Source organism: Cyanobium sp. ULC065, assembly GCF_977927515.1.
On sequence record NZ_OZ376393.1, the window covers coordinates 2,800,366 to 2,817,691 of the forward strand.

Annotated in this window: 15 protein-coding genes; 5 read left to right on the top strand and 10 right to left on the bottom strand. The window is 65.2% G+C overall.

Annotated elements, in window-relative coordinates; genetic code table 11:
* Positions 1–48: 48 nt before the first annotated feature.
* Positions 49–453: a hypothetical protein gene (locus ACXMDP_RS13945; RefSeq protein WP_259730300.1), complete on the top strand. Its 405-nt coding sequence runs from the start codon at positions 49–51 to the stop codon at positions 451–453.
* A gap of 7 nt (positions 454–460) precedes the next feature.
* On the opposite strand, the gene ACXMDP_RS13950 is transcribed toward ACXMDP_RS13945, so the two are convergent.
* The 3 genes from ACXMDP_RS13950 to ACXMDP_RS13960 form a co-directional block, all read right to left on the bottom strand.
* A complete protein-coding gene (locus ACXMDP_RS13950; RefSeq protein ID WP_259730299.1) occupies positions 461–982 on the bottom strand; it encodes a hypothetical protein in 522 nt (173 codons plus the stop codon).
* Between the two features lie 1,695 nt (positions 983–2,677).
* Positions 2,678–2,944, bottom strand: a complete 267-nt coding sequence (locus tag ACXMDP_RS13955) for a hypothetical protein (RefSeq protein WP_457766952.1) — start codon at positions 2,942–2,944, stop codon at positions 2,678–2,680.
* 26 nt (positions 2,945–2,970) lie between these two features.
* Positions 2,971–3,552, bottom strand: a complete 582-nt coding sequence (locus ACXMDP_RS13960; RefSeq protein WP_259730296.1) for a hypothetical protein — start codon at positions 3,550–3,552, stop codon at positions 2,971–2,973.
* Positions 3,553–4,141: 589 nt separating this feature from the next.
* On the opposite strand from ACXMDP_RS13960, the gene ACXMDP_RS13965 reads away from it, so the two are divergent.
* Positions 4,142–4,672, top strand: a complete 531-nt coding sequence (locus ACXMDP_RS13965; RefSeq protein WP_259730295.1) for a tellurite resistance TerB family protein — start codon at positions 4,142–4,144, stop codon at positions 4,670–4,672.
* Positions 4,673–4,888: 216 nt separating this feature from the next.
* On the opposite strand, the gene ACXMDP_RS13970 is transcribed toward ACXMDP_RS13965, so the two are convergent.
* The 3 genes from ACXMDP_RS13970 to ACXMDP_RS13980 all read right to left on the bottom strand — a co-directional run bounded on the left by ACXMDP_RS13970 (position 4,889) and on the right by ACXMDP_RS13980 (position 7,032).
* Positions 4,889–5,071 (bottom strand): hypothetical protein, encoded by a 183-nt coding sequence (locus tag ACXMDP_RS13970; protein ID WP_094512647.1) that lies wholly within the window; start codon positions 5,069–5,071, stop codon positions 4,889–4,891.
* Positions 5,072–5,115: 44 nt separating this feature from the next.
* Positions 5,116–5,391, bottom strand: coding sequence for a high light inducible protein (locus ACXMDP_RS13975; protein ID WP_259730294.1), 276 nt, complete (start codon positions 5,389–5,391; stop codon positions 5,116–5,118).
* Between the two features lie 255 nt (positions 5,392–5,646).
* Complete coding sequence (locus ACXMDP_RS13980) at positions 5,647–7,032, bottom strand: cytochrome P450 (RefSeq protein ID WP_259730293.1); 1,386 nt, start codon at positions 7,030–7,032, stop codon at positions 5,647–5,649.
* A 446-nt stretch (positions 7,033–7,478) separates the two neighbouring features.
* Here ACXMDP_RS13980 and ACXMDP_RS13985 point away from each other — a divergent pair, with 446 nt between their 5' ends.
* Entirely contained in the window at positions 7,479–7,871 is a 393-nt protein-coding gene (locus ACXMDP_RS13985; protein WP_259730292.1) for a P-type ATPase, read from the top strand.
* On the opposite strand, the gene ACXMDP_RS13990 is transcribed toward ACXMDP_RS13985, so the two are convergent.
* Complete coding sequence (locus tag ACXMDP_RS13990; protein WP_259730291.1) at positions 7,859–9,379, bottom strand: multicopper oxidase family protein; 1,521 nt, start codon at positions 9,377–9,379, stop codon at positions 7,859–7,861. The genes ACXMDP_RS13985 and ACXMDP_RS13990 overlap by 13 nt on opposite strands.
* A gap of 10 nt (positions 9,380–9,389) precedes the next feature.
* On the bottom strand, positions 9,390–9,764 hold the full coding sequence (locus tag ACXMDP_RS13995; protein ID WP_259730290.1) for a DUF411 domain-containing protein: 375 nt from the start codon (positions 9,762–9,764) through the stop codon (positions 9,390–9,392).
* A 283-nt stretch (positions 9,765–10,047) separates the two neighbouring features.
* On the opposite strand from ACXMDP_RS13995, the gene ACXMDP_RS14000 reads away from it, so the two are divergent.
* Together ACXMDP_RS14000 and ACXMDP_RS14005 are read left to right on the top strand one after the other, a co-directional pair.
* Positions 10,048–10,785 (top strand): DUF305 domain-containing protein, encoded by a 738-nt coding sequence (locus ACXMDP_RS14000; protein WP_259730289.1) that lies wholly within the window; start codon positions 10,048–10,050, stop codon positions 10,783–10,785.
* An 82-nt stretch (positions 10,786–10,867) separates the two neighbouring features.
* A complete protein-coding gene (locus ACXMDP_RS14005; protein WP_259730288.1) occupies positions 10,868–13,027 on the top strand; it encodes a heavy metal translocating P-type ATPase in 2,160 nt (719 codons plus the stop codon).
* 31 nt (positions 13,028–13,058) lie between these two features.
* Here ACXMDP_RS14005 and ACXMDP_RS14010 read toward each other — a convergent pair whose 3' ends face one another.
* Both ACXMDP_RS14010 and ACXMDP_RS14015 read right to left on the bottom strand, forming a co-directional pair.
* Positions 13,059–14,141, bottom strand: a complete 1,083-nt coding sequence (locus ACXMDP_RS14010; RefSeq protein ID WP_259730287.1) for a DMT family transporter — start codon at positions 14,139–14,141, stop codon at positions 13,059–13,061.
* Between the two features lie 31 nt (positions 14,142–14,172).
* The gene (locus ACXMDP_RS14015) at positions 14,173–17,292 is read right to left on the bottom strand and encodes an efflux RND transporter permease subunit (protein WP_259730286.1); all 3,120 of its coding nucleotides are present in this window, start codon (positions 17,290–17,292) and stop codon (positions 14,173–14,175) included.
* Between the last annotated feature and the right edge of the window lie 34 nt (positions 17,293–17,326).

A 17,326-nucleotide genomic window follows, 5' to 3' on the forward strand; every position in this document is an offset into this window, starting at 1 on the left:
GCGGTGTGATCCAGCCATTGTTGAGAAGCTCGATCACCGGCTACAGCCGTGACGACCACCGCCCAGCACCTTCTCAATGGACTCATCGCCGGACTGGCTGCGGGGCTCACCCTCGCTCCTCCGGCGCAAGCCGCCGAGCGGCTCGGGGCCATCCCCGCAGTCTTCCGGGGCCTCTGGATGGCAGAGGCGCGGCACTGCACTGCCACGCAGAGCGACGAGTCGTGGCTTCGCATCGAGGCCGATCGCCTCAGCTTCTACGAGAGCAGTGGGCCGGTGCTGGCGGTGGCGGGAGAGGGGCCCGAGCGGATCGGCGTGATCATCGCGCTCTCCGGGGAAGGCAGTACCTGGCTGTACCTCGGCCTGCTGAGCCTGGATCCGGGCGGAGACCGCCTGCGGCTGGTCAGCACGGGGGTGGAGGGTGAAGTGCTTCGGGTGCGGTGTGAGACGCGCTGAGCCAGCTTCAGGGCTGGTTGACGTTGCACTCCCGCAGGCTCCCAGCGATCGCAGTGATCAGGTTCTCAGCCTCATTGCGCCAGTCGCTGCGGAACTTAAAGCCCAGCACCACCGTTTCTCGATTCTGAAGCCGCAGGGCGTAGACCTCGGCGAAGGAAGGAGCGGGAATCGAGGTGGAGAAGGCCAGCCCTTCAACACTGCGCTCCAGCAGGCGGCGCTGAATCGGCCTTCCCTGATGGGCCTGGCCGGCGAGGAACACCGTTGCCACGTAGGCACGCAGTTCGGCCGGGGTCATGCCGGCCTTGGCATCGGTGACGTCAAGCGGAAAGCGAACGCCGGTGAGGCTGAAGCGCTCGCTCTGCGCGTCGGCTGCCGGCGGATGCACCACAGACACAGCATCGAGACCCACCGATAAGGGGCTAGAGAGGGCGCGTGGGGAACGGAAGCAGAGACCCTGCAGCGCCACGACCTTGTCGGGCCGGGCTGGAGCCTCACCTGGTGAAAGCACCAGACACAGAGCGAAGGCCATACCGGCGGCGGCAGGGCAACAGTTTCCCTTCAGAAAGGCAGCCTCTCGCCAGGCAGGGTGAACCAGGCAGGCCCGCCTGGCATGACTGAACCATGCGCGAAGCCAGCGGGACGGTGTCACGACGATGCTCCATCCGTGGCTAGCAGCATCCTCATGGAAAGAGTTCTACGAGCACCTCAACTGGATCCACCTCGAGTGAACTCTTGAGCTTGCAGCTTCTTGACCTCGCACCTGCGGCGATCAGTCGCAGACGATCGAGGCCGGGCCCCAATGGGATGTCGAAGTCTTGCTGCCCGTCCGCGTTGAGGTTCCAAGGTGCCTGGCGGAGCAGCAGCCCATGCTTCGGGGAGGGGCCTGGGATAACCACGAGCGTGGGGCCTTGATCAGGCTCCAATGCAAAGCTCAGCTGTCTGCTCAGGGCATCGCAGCAGCCGGAGTGCCAGCTCCACCTGCGCCTTGCCCACGTCCACACGTTCACTGCCGCCAAGGGCCTCTAGGGCGATGGGCTCCCGGGCGCGGCAAACAGCCCCCACCGGCGAAGTCAGGCGGCTGCAGCTAATTTATCATTGCCAAGCATCCATTCTCTTCGCAAGTCCTGGGGTCAATGAAATGCTTGCCTTTGTTTTGTCCCGGCTATTCACTCATACGCTTCTCAGTGGGATCCTGGGAGCGATTTTGGGTGCTGCCATTGGTGTTGTTGCTGGAGCACTTCGGCGATCAATTTCAAGCACATTAGCAGTGAGCATAAGGGGTGCTTTTTTAGGCTGTATCCTGGCTTGCAGCAGCCCACTGATTTGCACCCCTGGCTCCCTGGAGTCATGGGGAGCGGGGGGAGGGCTGGGATCATTGTCAGTACTCGTAAGCCTGGCTTTCATTGCCTTGGGAGGGCTAATTGGCGGACTGACTGCAAGCACATTTGGATACCGATGGGTGATGAGAATGAAACCCAGATTCTTTGCATGGACGATGAGTGGCATTTACATCTTCATGACAGCTTCTCTTGCATATGGCTATCTCCGATATTGCTTCACTGGGTCATCGTATTGCTAACATCTATTCTTCCGCCCCAATCCAAGGCCGATCAAAAAGGTCAGTTATTGGTATGCGATCTGGATGCGCCACATCATCCAAGCCGAAGATGGCGGGATGTTCTTTGCTTGAGCCAGGGAGAGCCGTCGCTACTGAATCGAACCGTTAGCAAGGGCTGCAGGCGAGCACATCGTCGGAGATGGCATCGGGGCTGCTTTGAGTCGCCACCATGCTGTTCATGCCAGGAGGTGATCATGACGCTGCTGGGAAGGGAAGCCACCCAGCGGGCACGCACACTTCGGCAGTTCGGTTCAGATGGGCCAGAAGTCACTCCCAGCACTGTGCCATCCACAGCGTCGTGCTCACGCATCAAGCGGATCGCCACTCGCTGACAACGCTAAAGCGCCCGCATGCATCAGTTCATTCACTTCATCGGCAAAGCCGATGCCAGGGAAAGACGTCGTCACCATGCTGCGCAGGCGGTGATCAATTGTGCGCGTCCCAACAGGGTTCTGCACTGATCAGGGGGGACCTGGTTCGCGGTATGACAATCGACGCAACACGAGCCTGCCGATGTGTCTGAACATGCCGTTCTCCCTGGCCGGTGTCGTATGACTGTGACATCGGGTCAGACGTCAACCAAGGCCTTGCATTGCACTCCAGGAGCTACTTGATGCTGATGAAGCCCAGCTGATCCTCAATCAAGGCGCTGCAGGTGGGAGCCTTCTGGCGCACCACCTCTGCGGCGATGCGCATGAGAACGTCCATTCTCCGCCCGACCGCCCATGGATAGCAGGTGTTCCATTCACTGATGTCGCCGATGAAGATGGATGCAACGGTGTCGCCACCGCAGAACTCCCAGTAACAGGAGATGGTATTGATCCCTTCGTGGTAAACGACAACCCCGCTACGCCCGTTGTCGCTGATCTCCACCCACCATGGTGCAGAGAGGCTCCCGGTCACCGGCTGGCCGGCTCCAGGATGCGGTGGGAGGGAACCTCATGGAGAGCCATCAAGCGACGCTCAATGGTGGCTCCATTGGCCTTCATCCAGGCCGCCGTGGTATCTCCCACTTTTTGTCCATAGATGCGATGGCTGTAGATCACCGCAGTGCCACGACCATCAGCCAGCCTGAATCGCGCAAAGACAGCCTCGATAAAGTTACGAACAGGGAAAAGAACGACGATCAGATGTTCGGCGGGCTTCACGGCAGTGCGGGGAACCGATAAAGTGCGAACCACCACGGCCTTGTTCTGCTTGTAGTTATCGAGCACCCTATTGGCAACATTGGCCAGCCCATCCCCATCGCTGACACCTGGGTACGTGTTGATGGTTATCATGTCCGTCCAGCGACTCAGGTCAGCCTGATCAGATGGAGTGAACTCATGCTGATGCTTTGACGACCATCGAAGGAGATAAGTCTGATCAGCAAACTTCATCGTCAACGGAGAAGCTGGCGGCCCACCTGCCGCATGCGAGGCGATCGGCACAGTCATCATCAATACAGCTGTCAATCGAATCAAGCCACGAAGGTTGCGCATGCCAATTATGCGGGAATCTCACCGGGAAAGGCCCGAAGACAATCTTCAGGAACATGGGCAGGATACGCACTTGCGGTGCGCAGTAGCAGCAAGCGGCGACGTGCGGCTTCGAAGAGATGATGAAGAGGCTGTGAAGAAACCTTGGGGATGACACTCATCCAGGCAAGACATCCCTTGCGCCATCTCAGCATCGGGCAGAGCCACGAACGCATCAGGCTGCCGTGTTAAGCCGCTTCGCTCGACATGATGGATGGTGCGGCCGTTCCCGGTGGGATCAAGGATCGTCAGCAGCACGCCCTGATTCACCTGGGAGAAGGTGCAGGAAGTCACGACGGTTCAATCCGTATGGAGGCGTGCCGCTGATCGATCTTCAGGTTCAAGATCCGGCAGCTCGATCCGGCAGCTCACTGAAGGACCCCGCTCGGGCATGAGCCCTGGACCAAAGGCCTTGGACATCACTAACGCTTCTCCCGATTCCCCGGAGACTGCGCTTGCCGCCGCGCTGGGCGTGGCTTTGGGTAACGGGTTAGCGGTAGGCCGCAGTGGGCGCCGGAGCCTCACAATGGGATCGATACTCATCCTTGGCGCCATGACCATGCCGGATCTCAGCGCAGAACAGCCGGCCGGCGACCTCGATCTACTACGCATCCTCTGCTGTGTCGCCTGGTCCGATGGGGAGATGTCTGAGCAGGAGCGAAGGCTGCTCAAGAAGCTGGCGGAGCGCACGGCGGCGGCAGAGGCCGGCCCAGAAGCCGCTTCCACCGCTGTGGATGCCCTTGCGGCCGAGACGCTGGGGCCGGAGGCACTCGAGACCCTTCTGCCAAGGATCACCACGGCCGATGACCGGCAGCTGGCCGTGAAGCTTGCGTATCAGGTGCTTCGCATCAGCCGGCGACCGGAAGACACCTCGAGCATCAATACCGATGAGAAGTTGGCGTACCGGCGGCTGGTTGAGGGTCTGAAGATCGACGACCGAGAGATTCTCGAAGCCGAATGGGCGGCGGAGCAGGAGCTGGCCCAGCCGCCCGGCCTACTCGCCTTCCTTGCCAACCGCTTTCGAGGCCTGGGGGCCTGGGCAGACACCGACCAGCTGGATACTCCAGGCACAACGCGCCCCTGACCAGCTTGGCTAGGTGGCGGGATGGACCTGCGCCCCCAAGACCCAGAGGGCGAAGGTGCAGGTCCTTCGTTCAGCAATGGCCAGGCAGGCAAGTCGATCCTTAAGGATCAGCATCTCCTCTGCAGTTCCAGGGAGCGCCTTGCCAGAGAGATCTACGGCAAAGGCACTCCTGTACAGCGTTTGGTACAGGAGTGCCAGGCCAGTGACGAGGGACGCTCAGGGCCGCTTGATGCCGAGCGCCTGGGCGCCGTACTGCTCGCTGAACATGGCCTGGATCTGCCAGGCCCTCAGGAGCGTTTTGGACACCTTGCGCAGGTCTTCCAACTCCGTGCAGTTGTCGATGGCACGGGAGTGGGCTTCCACGAAGAACTCTCTGCTGACCGAAAGGGACTGGCTCATGGCGATGCCTGTTGGAGGGGGAGGAGCTGATCGGGGCAATGGGTTCAGCCGATGCCGAGCAGGCCGCGGGTGAAGGCCTCACCGCCGAGGGCGAATTCAGTGGCGAGCAGGGCGATGAAGCCGAGCATGGCCATACGGCCGTTGAGCTTCTCGGCGCGCTCATGGAAGCCCCAGCCGCTCTCGGCGCTCACCACTTCCATGCGGGGCTCGGTGGCGAAGGCATTGAGGCGGCCGCCGTCTTCGGTGGTGACGGTGGCGCCGCGAATGGTGGCGCGGTCAAGGGCGCTCGGGGCGGTGGCGGTGGCGGTGGCTTGGGCCATGGGGCTCTCGCTTGGGATGAGAGAACTGTAACAGACTATTTCGGATTTTGAACAGATGTCGCTTCTGGGCGGCGATGGGGCCCCGCAGGTTGTACCTCAAGGGCGCTGCTGGTTGTTCCGCCAGCTCCTTTGCGCCCGGGCGGCCTTGCGGAACCAGAGCGGGTGCCCAGCCGGCCGAGATCCTGCGTCGCTCACCCCTTCCGCCGACCTCCTCCGCCTGTCCTGCCGCGGTGCCCTTTCCGGGGACGTTGCTCCTCAGGACTGCGCGTCCGCAGCGCATGGAGACCCCGCTGCGGCCTGGCCTGTCGCTCCCCGGCGGCTGGCGCGCACCCGCAGGCCCTGCTTCGGGGTGGGGCAGGGGATCACCACGAGTGTGAGGTCCTGGTCGGGCTCCAGCGCAAGGCTCAGCTGCTTGAGCAGCCCCACCGCCAGCAGCCGGATCTCCAGTTCCGCCAGCGCCTTGCCCAGGCACACCCGTTCACCGCCGCCGAAGGGCAGCAGAGTCACCGGTTCCGCCCCTTCCAGATGCCGCTGGGGCCGAAAGGCCGCCAGGTCCTCAGGGTCAGCGCCGTGGCGCTGGCTGGAGCTGATGCTCACCTGCACCACCCGCTCCGCCGGCACCAGCACACCCGCCAGGGCGATCGGCTCCCGGGTGCGGCGAAAGAAGCCCCCCACCGGCGGCGTCAGCCGCATCACCTCCTTCACCACCGCCTCCAGCCGCGGCGCCCGCACGGCGTCGTAGGCGCTCACGGCCTCTGCTTCGGCCGGCGGCCAGGGCAAGCCGTCGAGTTCCTCCAGCAGCCAGGTCAGCTCGGCCGGGTGCTGCAGCAGGGTGAGCAGCAGGCAGCTGAGCGCGGAGGCGGTGGTTTCGTAGCCGGCGAACAGCAGTAGCAGCAACTGCTCCGCCACGTCGTCGTCGGCCAGGGGGAGGCCGGCTTCATCGAGGCCTCCGGCCAGCAGATCGAGGCCGCCGGCGCTGAGGGGCGCTCCGGCAGCGGAGGCGGCCTGGGCGTTCTGCAGCACGGCGCCCAGGCGCTGCAACAGGCGCTTGCGGGCCTGACGGGCGCGGGCGAACGGGCTGCCGGGCAGGGCGAACGGCAGGGAGAAGAGGCCCTGGCACCAGATCTCGAAATCCATGAACAGGGCCTCGCGATCGACCGCATCGAGCCCCAGCACGGTGCTGGCGATCACGCTGAAGGCGAAGCGCCGCAGCTGCGGCACCAGGGCCAACGGCGCTTGGGCACCCAGCAGGCCCTGGTGGAGCACCTCCACCTGCGCCACGATCGCCGGGCTGTAGCGCTTCAGGGCGGCGGAAGCGAACAGCTGCCCCACCACCCGCCGGCGAGCCTTGTGATCCGCACCATTGCGATTGGCCAGCGACAACGGCCCCAGCAGCTCCCGCACACTGTCCGGCCACCAGCCCTGGACCGCGTCACCCTGGGCGAACAGATCGCTGATCGCCTGGTCGCCGCGGATGAACACGGTGCGCTGCCCCAGCAGGCTGGTTTCGTACACATCCCCGTAGCGCTCGAAGCGCTTGCGGGCGAAATCGGGATCACGGAAGAAGGCGAGGGTTTCGAGCACGCCGCTCACGGCTGGCGTGCACGGCAGGGGCTGAAGGGTGGCGGAATCGAGGGGCAAGCGACCGGATCCAAGCGGTGCCCAGGCTGGCAGTCAGCTGAAAGCGGCGCGACGCCATCACGCCAGCCAGCTCCAGGGCGGCCACACCCGTTGGGCCTCAGGCCCTGCTGCGATTGAGGGCGGAATCACCTGATCCTGCTGCTGCACATCCGCTGCAGGTGGCTATGCAACGGCTGAGTTTTTCGCACCGCCATGGCGATGCCGGGGTTGGTCGTTGCGCGACATTCTGCCTAGACCACCCATAGCCATCCCCACGGATCTGAAGCGGCCAGGATGAACTCGCCAACGCTCAGGCCACAACCCAGCGATCCGCCCGGGCCACACCACAACGACAACAACCACCGCAAATCCCTCGAGCCCGGCAAGTCCAGCCCGCCACCGCCACGGTGATCCGGGCCGGCATGGAGATGATCGTTCCTGCCGACACCATCGCCATGGATTAGCGGGTGCTGGTGCGCCAGGGCGAGAAGATTCCCACCGATGGGGTCGTGACCGAAAGCAGCAGCTCGGTGGAGGAGTCGTCGCTCACCGGCGAATCCCTGCCGCCGGCCAAGCTGATGGGCGGAGACACCGCCCTGGCCCAGACGGTGCGCCTCGTGGAAGAGGCCCAGACCAGCGGCGCCAGCGTGGAGCGCCTGGCCGATCAGGCCACCGGCAGTTTCGTGCCTGCAGTGATGCTGATCGCCTTCGCGGCGTTCGGCCTCTGGATACTGGCGGGCCCCTTTCAGCACAGGGCTGCTGGACTTCGTTGCCGTACTGGTGATCTCCTGCCCCTGTGCCCTCGGCATCCCCACCCCGGCGGCGCTGATGGTTGGGGTGCCACGGCTCAACCTGCCTGAGCATCGATCTGCAGCACCCCCATCAGCCCCAGATCCTCGTGGTCGAGGTTGTGGCAGTGGTAGACGGTGCGGCCCGGAAAATCCCGGAAGCTCACGCGAAGGCGCACCTCCTCGCCCGCCTTTACCAGCACCGTGTCTTTCCAGCGGCGCTGGGCTTCGGGGCGGCCGGCGCGGCTGATCACCTGGAAGGGATTGACGTGCAAGTGGAAGGGGTGATCCATCACGTCGTCATTGACGATCAGCCAGTCTTCCGTGCTGCCCAGCGACACCCGGGTGTCAATGCGATCGGGATCGAAGGGCTGGCCATTGATCACGAAGCCCATGCCACCCACGCCCATCCCGCCGCCGCCCATGCCCATGCCTCCGGCGCCCATGCCCCCCATGCCGTGTTGCATGCCGCCCATTCCCATCCCCATGGCATGGGCTAGGGAGAAGCGCCGCGTGCGCTCCGGCTGCGGCAGGGCCGGCACGGGAATCAGGGTTTTTGGGAGTGGCAGCGTCGCCATTGATCCGGCGTAGTTGAGGGTGGCCAGGGTTCGGGGACCCTCCTCAGCGGCGGTCATGCCCATGTGGCCACTGCGCTGGTAGGGCAGATTGAGCAACCGATAGGTGCCGGGGGTCTGGTTCCCTTGCACCAGCACATCAGCCCGCTCGCCAGGGGCCAGCAGCAGTTCGTCGAGGGCCTCAGGGGTCGCGATCCCGCCGCCATCGGTGGCGATCAGCACCAGCCGGTGGCCCTCCAGGGCGAGGCGGTAGATGCGGGCATTGGAGGCATTGAGCAGGCGGAGCCGCAGCAGGCCGCCGCTGGGGATCGCCAGGCCGGGATTGAGCTCCCCGTTCACCGTCAGCAGTGGACCTTCCCGGCCGAGCATGCGCCCCATGCCCATGCCCATGCCGGCCTCACCTGTGCCGGCGGCGCTGGCGAAATCCTTGAGCACCAGCACGGTTTCGCTGGCCGCCGCCACCTCAGGGATTCGGTCGAGATCACCGCGCACCACCAGGGCGCCACCGAGGCCGCCGAACACCTGATCGGCCGAGTGGCCGTGGTGATGGGGGTGTACGTAGAAAAGGCCGGCCGGATGGTCGGCGGCGAGCTTGAAGGCATAGGTGGTGGACCCACCGGGCGGCACGGTCAGGAACACGTTGTCGGCCGTACCGGTGGGCGGGATGTGAAACCCGTGGAAGTGCAGGTTGGTGGGCTCCTGGAGGTCGTTGCGCAGCCGCAGCCGCACCTGATCGCCTGCATTCACCTCCAGCAGTGGACCGGGCGAGCGGCCGTTGTAGGTGAGCAGCGTGGCGGGGCCACCGGGAAGCAGGCCCGGCGTGGCGCGGGCCACCAGCTCCAGATCGGCCACGCCGCCACGGGAGACCAGGTGCGCCGCACCGGCGGGCTGGGCCCGGGCGGCTTTGCGCTGAACCCGGTCCCAGAGAACAGGGCTGACCACGGCTGTGCCGAGGCCGGCGAGCCCCAGTCCCAGCATCTGCCGTCGCCGAAGGGGAGTGTTCATGGTTGGGTCCTTACTTGGCGTGATGGGAGAAGTTGCTGATGGCTCCGGTCCGCGTGAAGGCCATCACCGTGAACGCCTCCTTGCCGTAGGCCGATTCCATGCCTGGGGAGCCCAGGGGCATCCCCGGAACGGCGATACCCGCCACCGGCGGCCTTTTCTGCAGCAGCCGTTTCACATCGGCGGCAGGGACGTGACCCTCAAGGGCAAATCCAGCCACTTCGGCGGTGTGGCACGAGGCCAGGGGGGCGGGGACCCCCAGGCGTCGCTTGATCACGGCGACATCCGCCACCACGACATCGCGCACAGCGAAGCCATTGGCGCGCATGTGCTGCACCCAGCCCTTGCAGCAGCCGCAGCTCGCGGATCGGTAGGAGGTGACCGGCATCAGGGCTAGAGCACTGGCGCGTGCCGGGAGCGTCCCGCCCGCTGAGACAACGGCTGCAACAGCGCCGACCCCCAGCAGCAGCCCAAGGAACCGCGCAGGACCGCGTAAAGCTGTCGAGTTCATGGCCTCTGATGCGGGGATGCCTTAACCGTAGAGCCTCCACTTAAGTGGAGAGTCAAGCCCGTGATGACCTGCATCGACCGGCGCAGATTTGCTACGCCCTTGGCCCTTGACTCTCCTGTCAAGGGGAGACCATACGGTGAAGTGTCCTTACCCTGCCGCCATGCGCCCGTCCCGCTTCACCGCCACCTTGATCGGGCTCGCCTCTGCTCTCTCGATGGTGGCTCCGGCCCTGGCCCAGATGCCAGGCGGCATGAATCACGAAGGGCACCAAGGCATGCCAGGGATGATGAACATGCCTGGGATGTCTGCCCCTGCCGGATCCGCCCCGGCCCATGCCGGCCACGCCCATAACGTGGGCCCCGCCGGAGCCACCTACGACCTGCGTTTCATCGATGGGATGGTGCAGCACCACACCGGTGCGCTGCGGATGAGCGAATTCGTCTTCGGCATCGGTTCCCCTGGTGTCGGTGCTCTGGGCAAAACGATCTGGCGGGACCAGGCCAACGAAATCCGGGCCATGGGGCTGTGGCGCAAGGCCTGGTACCCCCAGGCGCCCGTCTATCCCGTGGCGCTGGCGAGCGGCGGTGATCCCAACAGCCTGGCGGGCCTAACGCGCATGAGCCAGGCCCAGATCGACGGCATGCGGATGATGGGAGAGCTCCCCACCAGGGACAACCGGGTGGTGTGGTTCCTCGAAGGGATGCTCGATCACCACGGCGGGGCGCTGATCATGGCCCACGACGCCCTGGCTAAGAGCACCAACCCCACGATCCGGCGCTTTGCTCGCGGCGTGATCGTGGCCCAGCGGGCGGAGATCATCGAACTGCGGCGGATGCTGGCGGTGGAGGGTCTGCGCAAGCCTGAGTACAGCAGATACGACGCACTGTTCAGCCTTTGATCACCGGCGACTTCATCCTGAAAGCATTGGGCCACCTGCCTTGACTGACTCACCGGCCTGCCACGTCCAAGGCCATCACCACATGCCGCCCGGCAGACACGGCCCGCCGCCCACCGGCGTTGGCAAAAAGGGCATGGCCAAGGATCCCATCTGCGGCATGGTGGTTCCCAAGGCCACAGCCCTCACGACCCAGCGCGGCGGCCGCAGCTACTACTTCTGCAGCCAGAGTTGTCTGCAGACCTTCCAGAATCCCGACCGTGAACTGCGCGTCATGCGCAGGCGGGTGGGCTTCGTTATGGGCGGTGTGCTGGCGCTGGCTCTGTTGCGGGCCGGGGCCTTCATTGCCCTGGCGGCGGGAGTCAGCCTGGTGTCCTGGGCTCCTGTGTCTTTCCTGCCCTGGATGAGCTGGGGGAAGTGGCTGTTTGCGCTCGCCACCCCCGTGCAGTTCATCGGTGGCTGGTCGTTTTATACCGGCGCCTGGGCTGCCTTGAAGCGCCGCGCCCTCAACATGGATGTGCTGATCGCCCTCGGCACCTCCGTCGCCTACTTCTACAGCGTGGTGGTGGTCTTTGCGCCCACCTGGCTGCCGGTCGGCGTCAGTGAACGGGATGTCTATTTCGAAGTCTCGGCGGTGGTGATCGCCTTCGTCTTGATGGGCAAGTACATGGAGGAGATCATCAAGAAACGCTCCTCAGCCGCCGTGCGCAAGTTGCTCGATCTTCAGCCCGCCACGGCCACGGTGATCCGCGACGGCATGGAGATGACCGTGCCCGCCGATGCCATCGACACAGGCGAAACTGTTCTGGTGCGCCCGGGCGAGAAGATCCCCGCCGATGGGGTGGTGCTGGATGGCAGCTCCTCTGTGGACGAATCCTTGCTCACCGGTGAATCCTTGCCGGTGGCCAAACAGGCTGGTGCCGAACTCATCGGCGGCACCGTGAATGGAATGGGCCTGTTGCGCTTCCAGGCCAGCCGGGTGGGATCCGACACCGCCCTGGCCCAGATCGTGCGCATCGTGGAGGAGGCCCAGGCCAGCACCGCCAGCGTGCAACGCCTGGCCGATCAGGTCACCGGCTGGTTTGTTCCAGCCGTGGTGTTGATCGCCTTCGCGGCGTTTGCCTTCTGGACCCTGGCGGGCCAGTTCAGCAGTGGCCTGCTGGCCTTCATTGCCGTGCTGGTGATCTCCTGCCCCTGTGCCCTGGGCATCGCCACCCCCGCGGCGCTGATGGTGGGGGTGGGCAAGGGCGCCGAGCAGGGCATCCTGATCCGCAGCGGCGAGGTGCTGGAGCGGGCCGAGAAGCTCACCACGGTGGTCTTCGACAAGACCGGCACGCTCACCTTGGGCAAGCCGGTGCTCACCGATCTGGAGCCCCTGGCAAGCCATTCGGAGCAGGAAGTGCTTCAGCTCGCAGGTTCCCTGGAGCATGGCTCAGAACATCCCCTGGCGGCGGCGATTGCCGAGGCCGTTGCAGAGCGCCATCTGGAGCTGTTGCCGCTGGAGCAGTTTGCGGCCCAGGTGGGTGAGGGCATCACCGCCAAAGAGGGCGGGGACGTCGTCTGGTTCGGCAACCGTTCCCTGGCGAGCCGCTTCCTGCCCCGGCTTCCCGAACCTGTGGAGGGCCAGCTCGCTGGGCTCGAGGCCCAGGGGAAAACGGCCATGGTGCTGGGGCGCGCCGATCAGATCCTTGGGGTGATCGCCGTGGCCGATACGGTCAGGCCCGAGGCCGAGCAGGCCGTGGCCCTGCTGCGGCGCCGTGGGGTGCGGGTGATCATGCTCAGCGGCGACAACCGCACCACCGCAGAGGCGATTGCCGCCCAGGTGGGGATCACCGAGGTGATCGCCGAGGTCCGGCCAGCTGACAAGGCTGGAACGATCAAGTCCCTGCAGTTGGCGGGGCAGAACGTGGCCATGGTGGGTGATGGCGTCAATGACGCCCCGGCCCTGGCCACCGCCAACATCGGCATCGCCATCGGCTCCGGTTCGGATGTGGCCAAGGAGGCCGGTGACATCATCCTGATGGGCAACGACGTGCGGCTGGTCGTGACCGCCATCGGCCTGTCGCGGGCCACCATGCGCAAGATCCGCCAGAACCTCTTCTGGGCCTTCATCTACAACGGGATCGGCATCCCGATTGCTGCGCTCGGATTGCTGAACCCGATGATCGCCGGTGCGGCCATGGCCATGAGTTCGCTGTCGGTGATCGTCAACTCGTCGCTGTTGCGGCGGTACCGAGCGGCTTGATCAGGCCGTAGCGCCTGCCTCCTCCCGCTGCCTACCCGTGGCGATGGCGGTGGTGGGCATCGCTCACGTGGGGATGGTCATGGTCGATCGGTTCATGCAGATGGTCGTGGGCATGCCAGTAGGGCCCCCGGGACCCCGGCGGCGGTAGATCCTCCAACCGGTGGTCGTGGGCGTGATGGGGATCGCCGCCGGCCGGGTCGTGCTGATGCCGGTGCGCATGCCGCAGGGCCGCGTGGCGGTGCCGGTGGGTGTGGTTCTCCTTGAGCAGCGCGCCCACTCCAACCATCATCAACAGTGCAGCGAGCGCCTGGTGGATGGTGAAGGCTTCGCGCAACACCAGCACCGAGAACACCACCCCCACGAACGGTGCGGTGGCGAACACCACCGCCTCGCGGGCCGCACCCAGCTCCCGGAGGGCCAGCAGATCGAGCCAGATCGAGAGCCCATAGCCCACGGCCCCGATCGCCAGGGTGGTCAGCAGCCCGGGCCCGGCGGGGAACCGCTGGCCGAGGCCCATGGCCAGCAACAGCATCGGCACCGAGGCACCGAGCGCCTTGAGCAGGGAGATCTGGAGGGGATTGCGCAGGCTCAGCCGTTGGCTGAGGTTGTTGTCGATCCCCCAGGCCAAGCAGGCCGCACCGATCAGCAATCCCCCCTGGACCGTCGTCCCGCCCAGCGATCCCTCCGAAAGAAACACGGCACCTGCCACGATCAGGGCCGCGGCGATCAACCCGTTGCGGCTGAGGTGCTCCCGGCCGATCAGCACCGCAATCAGCATCGTGAACACCGCCTCCAGATTCAGCAGCAGCGAGGCCGACCCGGCGGACAGCAAGGTGAGCCCCTGCACCAGGCACAGGGGGCCGACGATGCCCCCCAGCACCGTGAGCCCCACCAGGGGGGCCAGATCGCGCCGCTGCACCGGCGACTCCGCCTGCTGGCGTCCCACGGCGGCCCGCACCACCAGCAGCGCCAGGGCGGCTCCGGCGTAGAGCAGGGCCGCGATCATCAACGGCGAGGCTTCGCCGCTGATCACGCTGATCAACGGAGCGCTGAGCCCGAAGAACACAGCGGCCAGCAGGCCGGCGACCAGCCCCCGCCGCTGGGGGTTCGCCATGGCACTCGAGGCAGAACCTCGGATCATGGGATCAAGCCTCGCTCACAGCTGGCTTTTGGCGGGGAAGCAACCAGCCACCGAAACGGGCGTAAAGGGCCGGCAACACCAGCAAGGTGAGGATGGTGGAGGTGATCAAGCCACCGAGCACCACAATCGCCAGGGGTTGCAGGATCTCGTTGCCCGCTCCGAAGGCCAAGGCCAGCGGCAGCGTGCCCAGGGCCGAGGTGAGGGCCGTCATCAGGATCGCGTTGAGGCGCTGAAGGCTGCCAGCGCGGATCACCTCCTTGAGCTCCATCCCTTCCGCGTGGCGGCGGTTGTAGTTGTCCACCAGCAGCAGGCCGTTGCGGACCGCCACCCCGAACAGGGTGATGAACCCGATCAGGGAGGCCACGGAGAGCACCCCTCCGGTAAGCAAGATCGCCACCAAGCCACCGACCAGGGCCAGGGGCAGGTTGAGCAGGATGGCGATCGTGGCCGGAAGTGATTTCACGGACACGAACATCAACACGGCGATCACCACCATGGCCAAAAGGCTGTAGATCAACAGGTTGGCGGTGGCCCGCTCCTCCGATTCGAACTGACCGCCGTAGCGGATCAGATAGCCACTTGGCAGTTTGATCTTGCTGTCGATGGTCTTCTGGATGTCGCCGACGACCGTTCCAAGCGCCCGGCCGCTGACGTTGGTGGACACCACGATCAAGCGGGAGACATCCTCCCGATTCACAACATTGGCGCCCAGGCCGTAGTCGATGCGGGCCAGGCTTCCCAGCGGCAGCATGGTGCCGGCGGGGGTGGCGATCGGAACCGCCCCCAGGGCATCGAGGCTGTTGCGGGATCGTTCAGGCAGCATCACCACCACATCGGTGCGATCGGTGCCGTCGCTCACCACCTGGCCCACGGTCTTGCCGTTGAGGGCGACCTCCACCGCATCGGCAAGCTGCTGCATCGACAGCCCGTTGGCCGTGGCGGCCTGGCGATCGAAGGCGATCTGCACCTGCTGGATCGGCAACTGGGGTTCGAGCTGCAGATCCACCACCCCCTGGATCGGCTCGATCGCATCACGCACCTGCTCACCGATCCTGCGCAGCTCCACCAGATCAGGCCCGTAGATCTTGATCGCGATCGCGCTGCGAACCCCCGAGAGCACCTCATCCATGCGGTGGGAGATGAAGCCGCCAATGTTCGGGGCCACCCCGGGCAACTTCAGGAAGGCCTCTCGTAGCTGGGCGATGGCAGCAGGGCGATCCTTCATCGCCTGATCACTCAACTCCACATCCACATGGGCCAGGTTGACGCCTGCTCCATCGGCATCTCCAGGGGCCCGCCCGGCGCGGATCTGCACCCACTCGAACAGGGGGCTGGCCATCAGGGTTTTGGAGAGGGCCAGGCCGGCGCGGTTGGTCATCTCCAGCGCCACGCCGGGGTAGAGCACCATCGAGTTCACCAGGGATTTCTCGCGGAACTCCGGCAGAAACACCCGCCCGAGGCTGGGCAGGATGGCGCAGGCCACCACCACGAGCGCCAACGCTGCGGCCAGCACCCGTTTGGGGGAGATCAGCGCCATCTCCAGCAGGGGCCGGTAGCTCCGCTCCGCCCAGGTGGCAATCCAGGTGTTCTCGGCGGGGAGACGCGTGTTGGCCAGCAGGATCGCGCAGAGCGCTGGCGTGAGCGTGAGCGCCACCAGGCTGGAGGCCGCGATCGAGAACAGGTAGGCAAGGCCCATCGGCGCGAAGATCCGCCCTTCCACCCCCGTGAGGCTGAAGATCGGCGCGAAGACCACCACGATGATCAGGGAGGAGAGGAGCACCGGTTGGCGCACCTCCACCGACGCTTCGAACACCACCTGCAGCGGATTCCTGGGATGGGCGACCACCTGGTTCTGGCGCAGCCCCGTGTAGACGTTCTCCATGTCGACGATGGCGTCGTCGACCACCGAGCCGATGGCGACCACCAGACCACCGAGGGTCATGGTGTTGATCTCCAGCCCAAAGGCGCTCATCAGCATCAGGCCGATCACCAGCGACAGAGGGATGGCACTGAGGGTGATCACGGCGGTGCGCCAGTTCATCAGAAACAGCACCATCACCACCGAGACGATCACGATCCCTTCGATCAAGGAAGCGCTGACGTTCTTGATCGCTGTGTCAATGAAATTGGCCTGCCGGAAGGTGCGCTTCACCTGGATGTCGCTCGGCAGGCTCTTGCTGAGGGCGGCGATCCGCTCCTCCACCTCACGGGTGACTCTGGGGGTGTCGATGTCGGGCTGTTTGTTGATCATCAGCACCACCGCGGGCTTGCCGTTGAAGCTGCCATCGCCGCGCTTGAGGGCGCTGGCCAGCCGCACCTCGGCGACATCACCGAGCCGGAGCGATTGCCCTTTGCTGCCTGTCACCACAGAATCGGCAAGATCCTCGCTGCTGCTCGCCTGGCCGCTGGCGCGGATCAGCTTCTCCTGCCCGCCGGCGATCAGAAAGCCGCCGGGGGCGTTGGCACTGGCGGCAGCGGCCGCCTCGGCCACGGCCTGCAGCGACACATTGCGGGCCTGAAGTTGCTGGGGGTCGATCTGGATCTGCTGCTGGGCCTCCTCACCGCCGTAGAGGGTCACTTGGGAGACACCGGGCACCGCCAGAATCTGGTTGTTGAAGGTGGTGGCGACGATCCGGCGCAGCTCCATCGCTGAGGTTGGTCCGCCGCCCTTCAGCGTGAAGGCGTACTGCAGGATTGTGCCCAGCGGCGACACGAGCGGCGAGATCGCTGGGGCGCTGGCATTGGCAGGCAGCTCAGCCTCAATCTGCTGCAGTCGTTCCGCCACCGATTGACGGGCCCGGTTGATGTCGGCGTTCTGATTAAAGACCACCTGCACCATCGAGAGCCCCACTTTGGAGGAGGAGCGCACGGTTTCCACTCCCGGCAGCCCGTTGACGGCTGACTCGATCGGCACGGTGATGCGTTGTTCCACCTCTTCTGGTGCCAGGCCATCAGCGGTGGTCTGCACATCCACCTGGGGAGGGGCGAACTGGGGAAAGACATCCAGGGGCATCCGGCTGATGATCGACAGACCCCAGAGGGTGATCAGGATGGCGGCAACAACAACCAGCCAGCGCTTGGCGATGGACGTGCGCAACGTCTGATTGAGAAGGCGTTCGAACATGGGATCGGGAGGTGGGGATGCAAAGGGCGAAGGG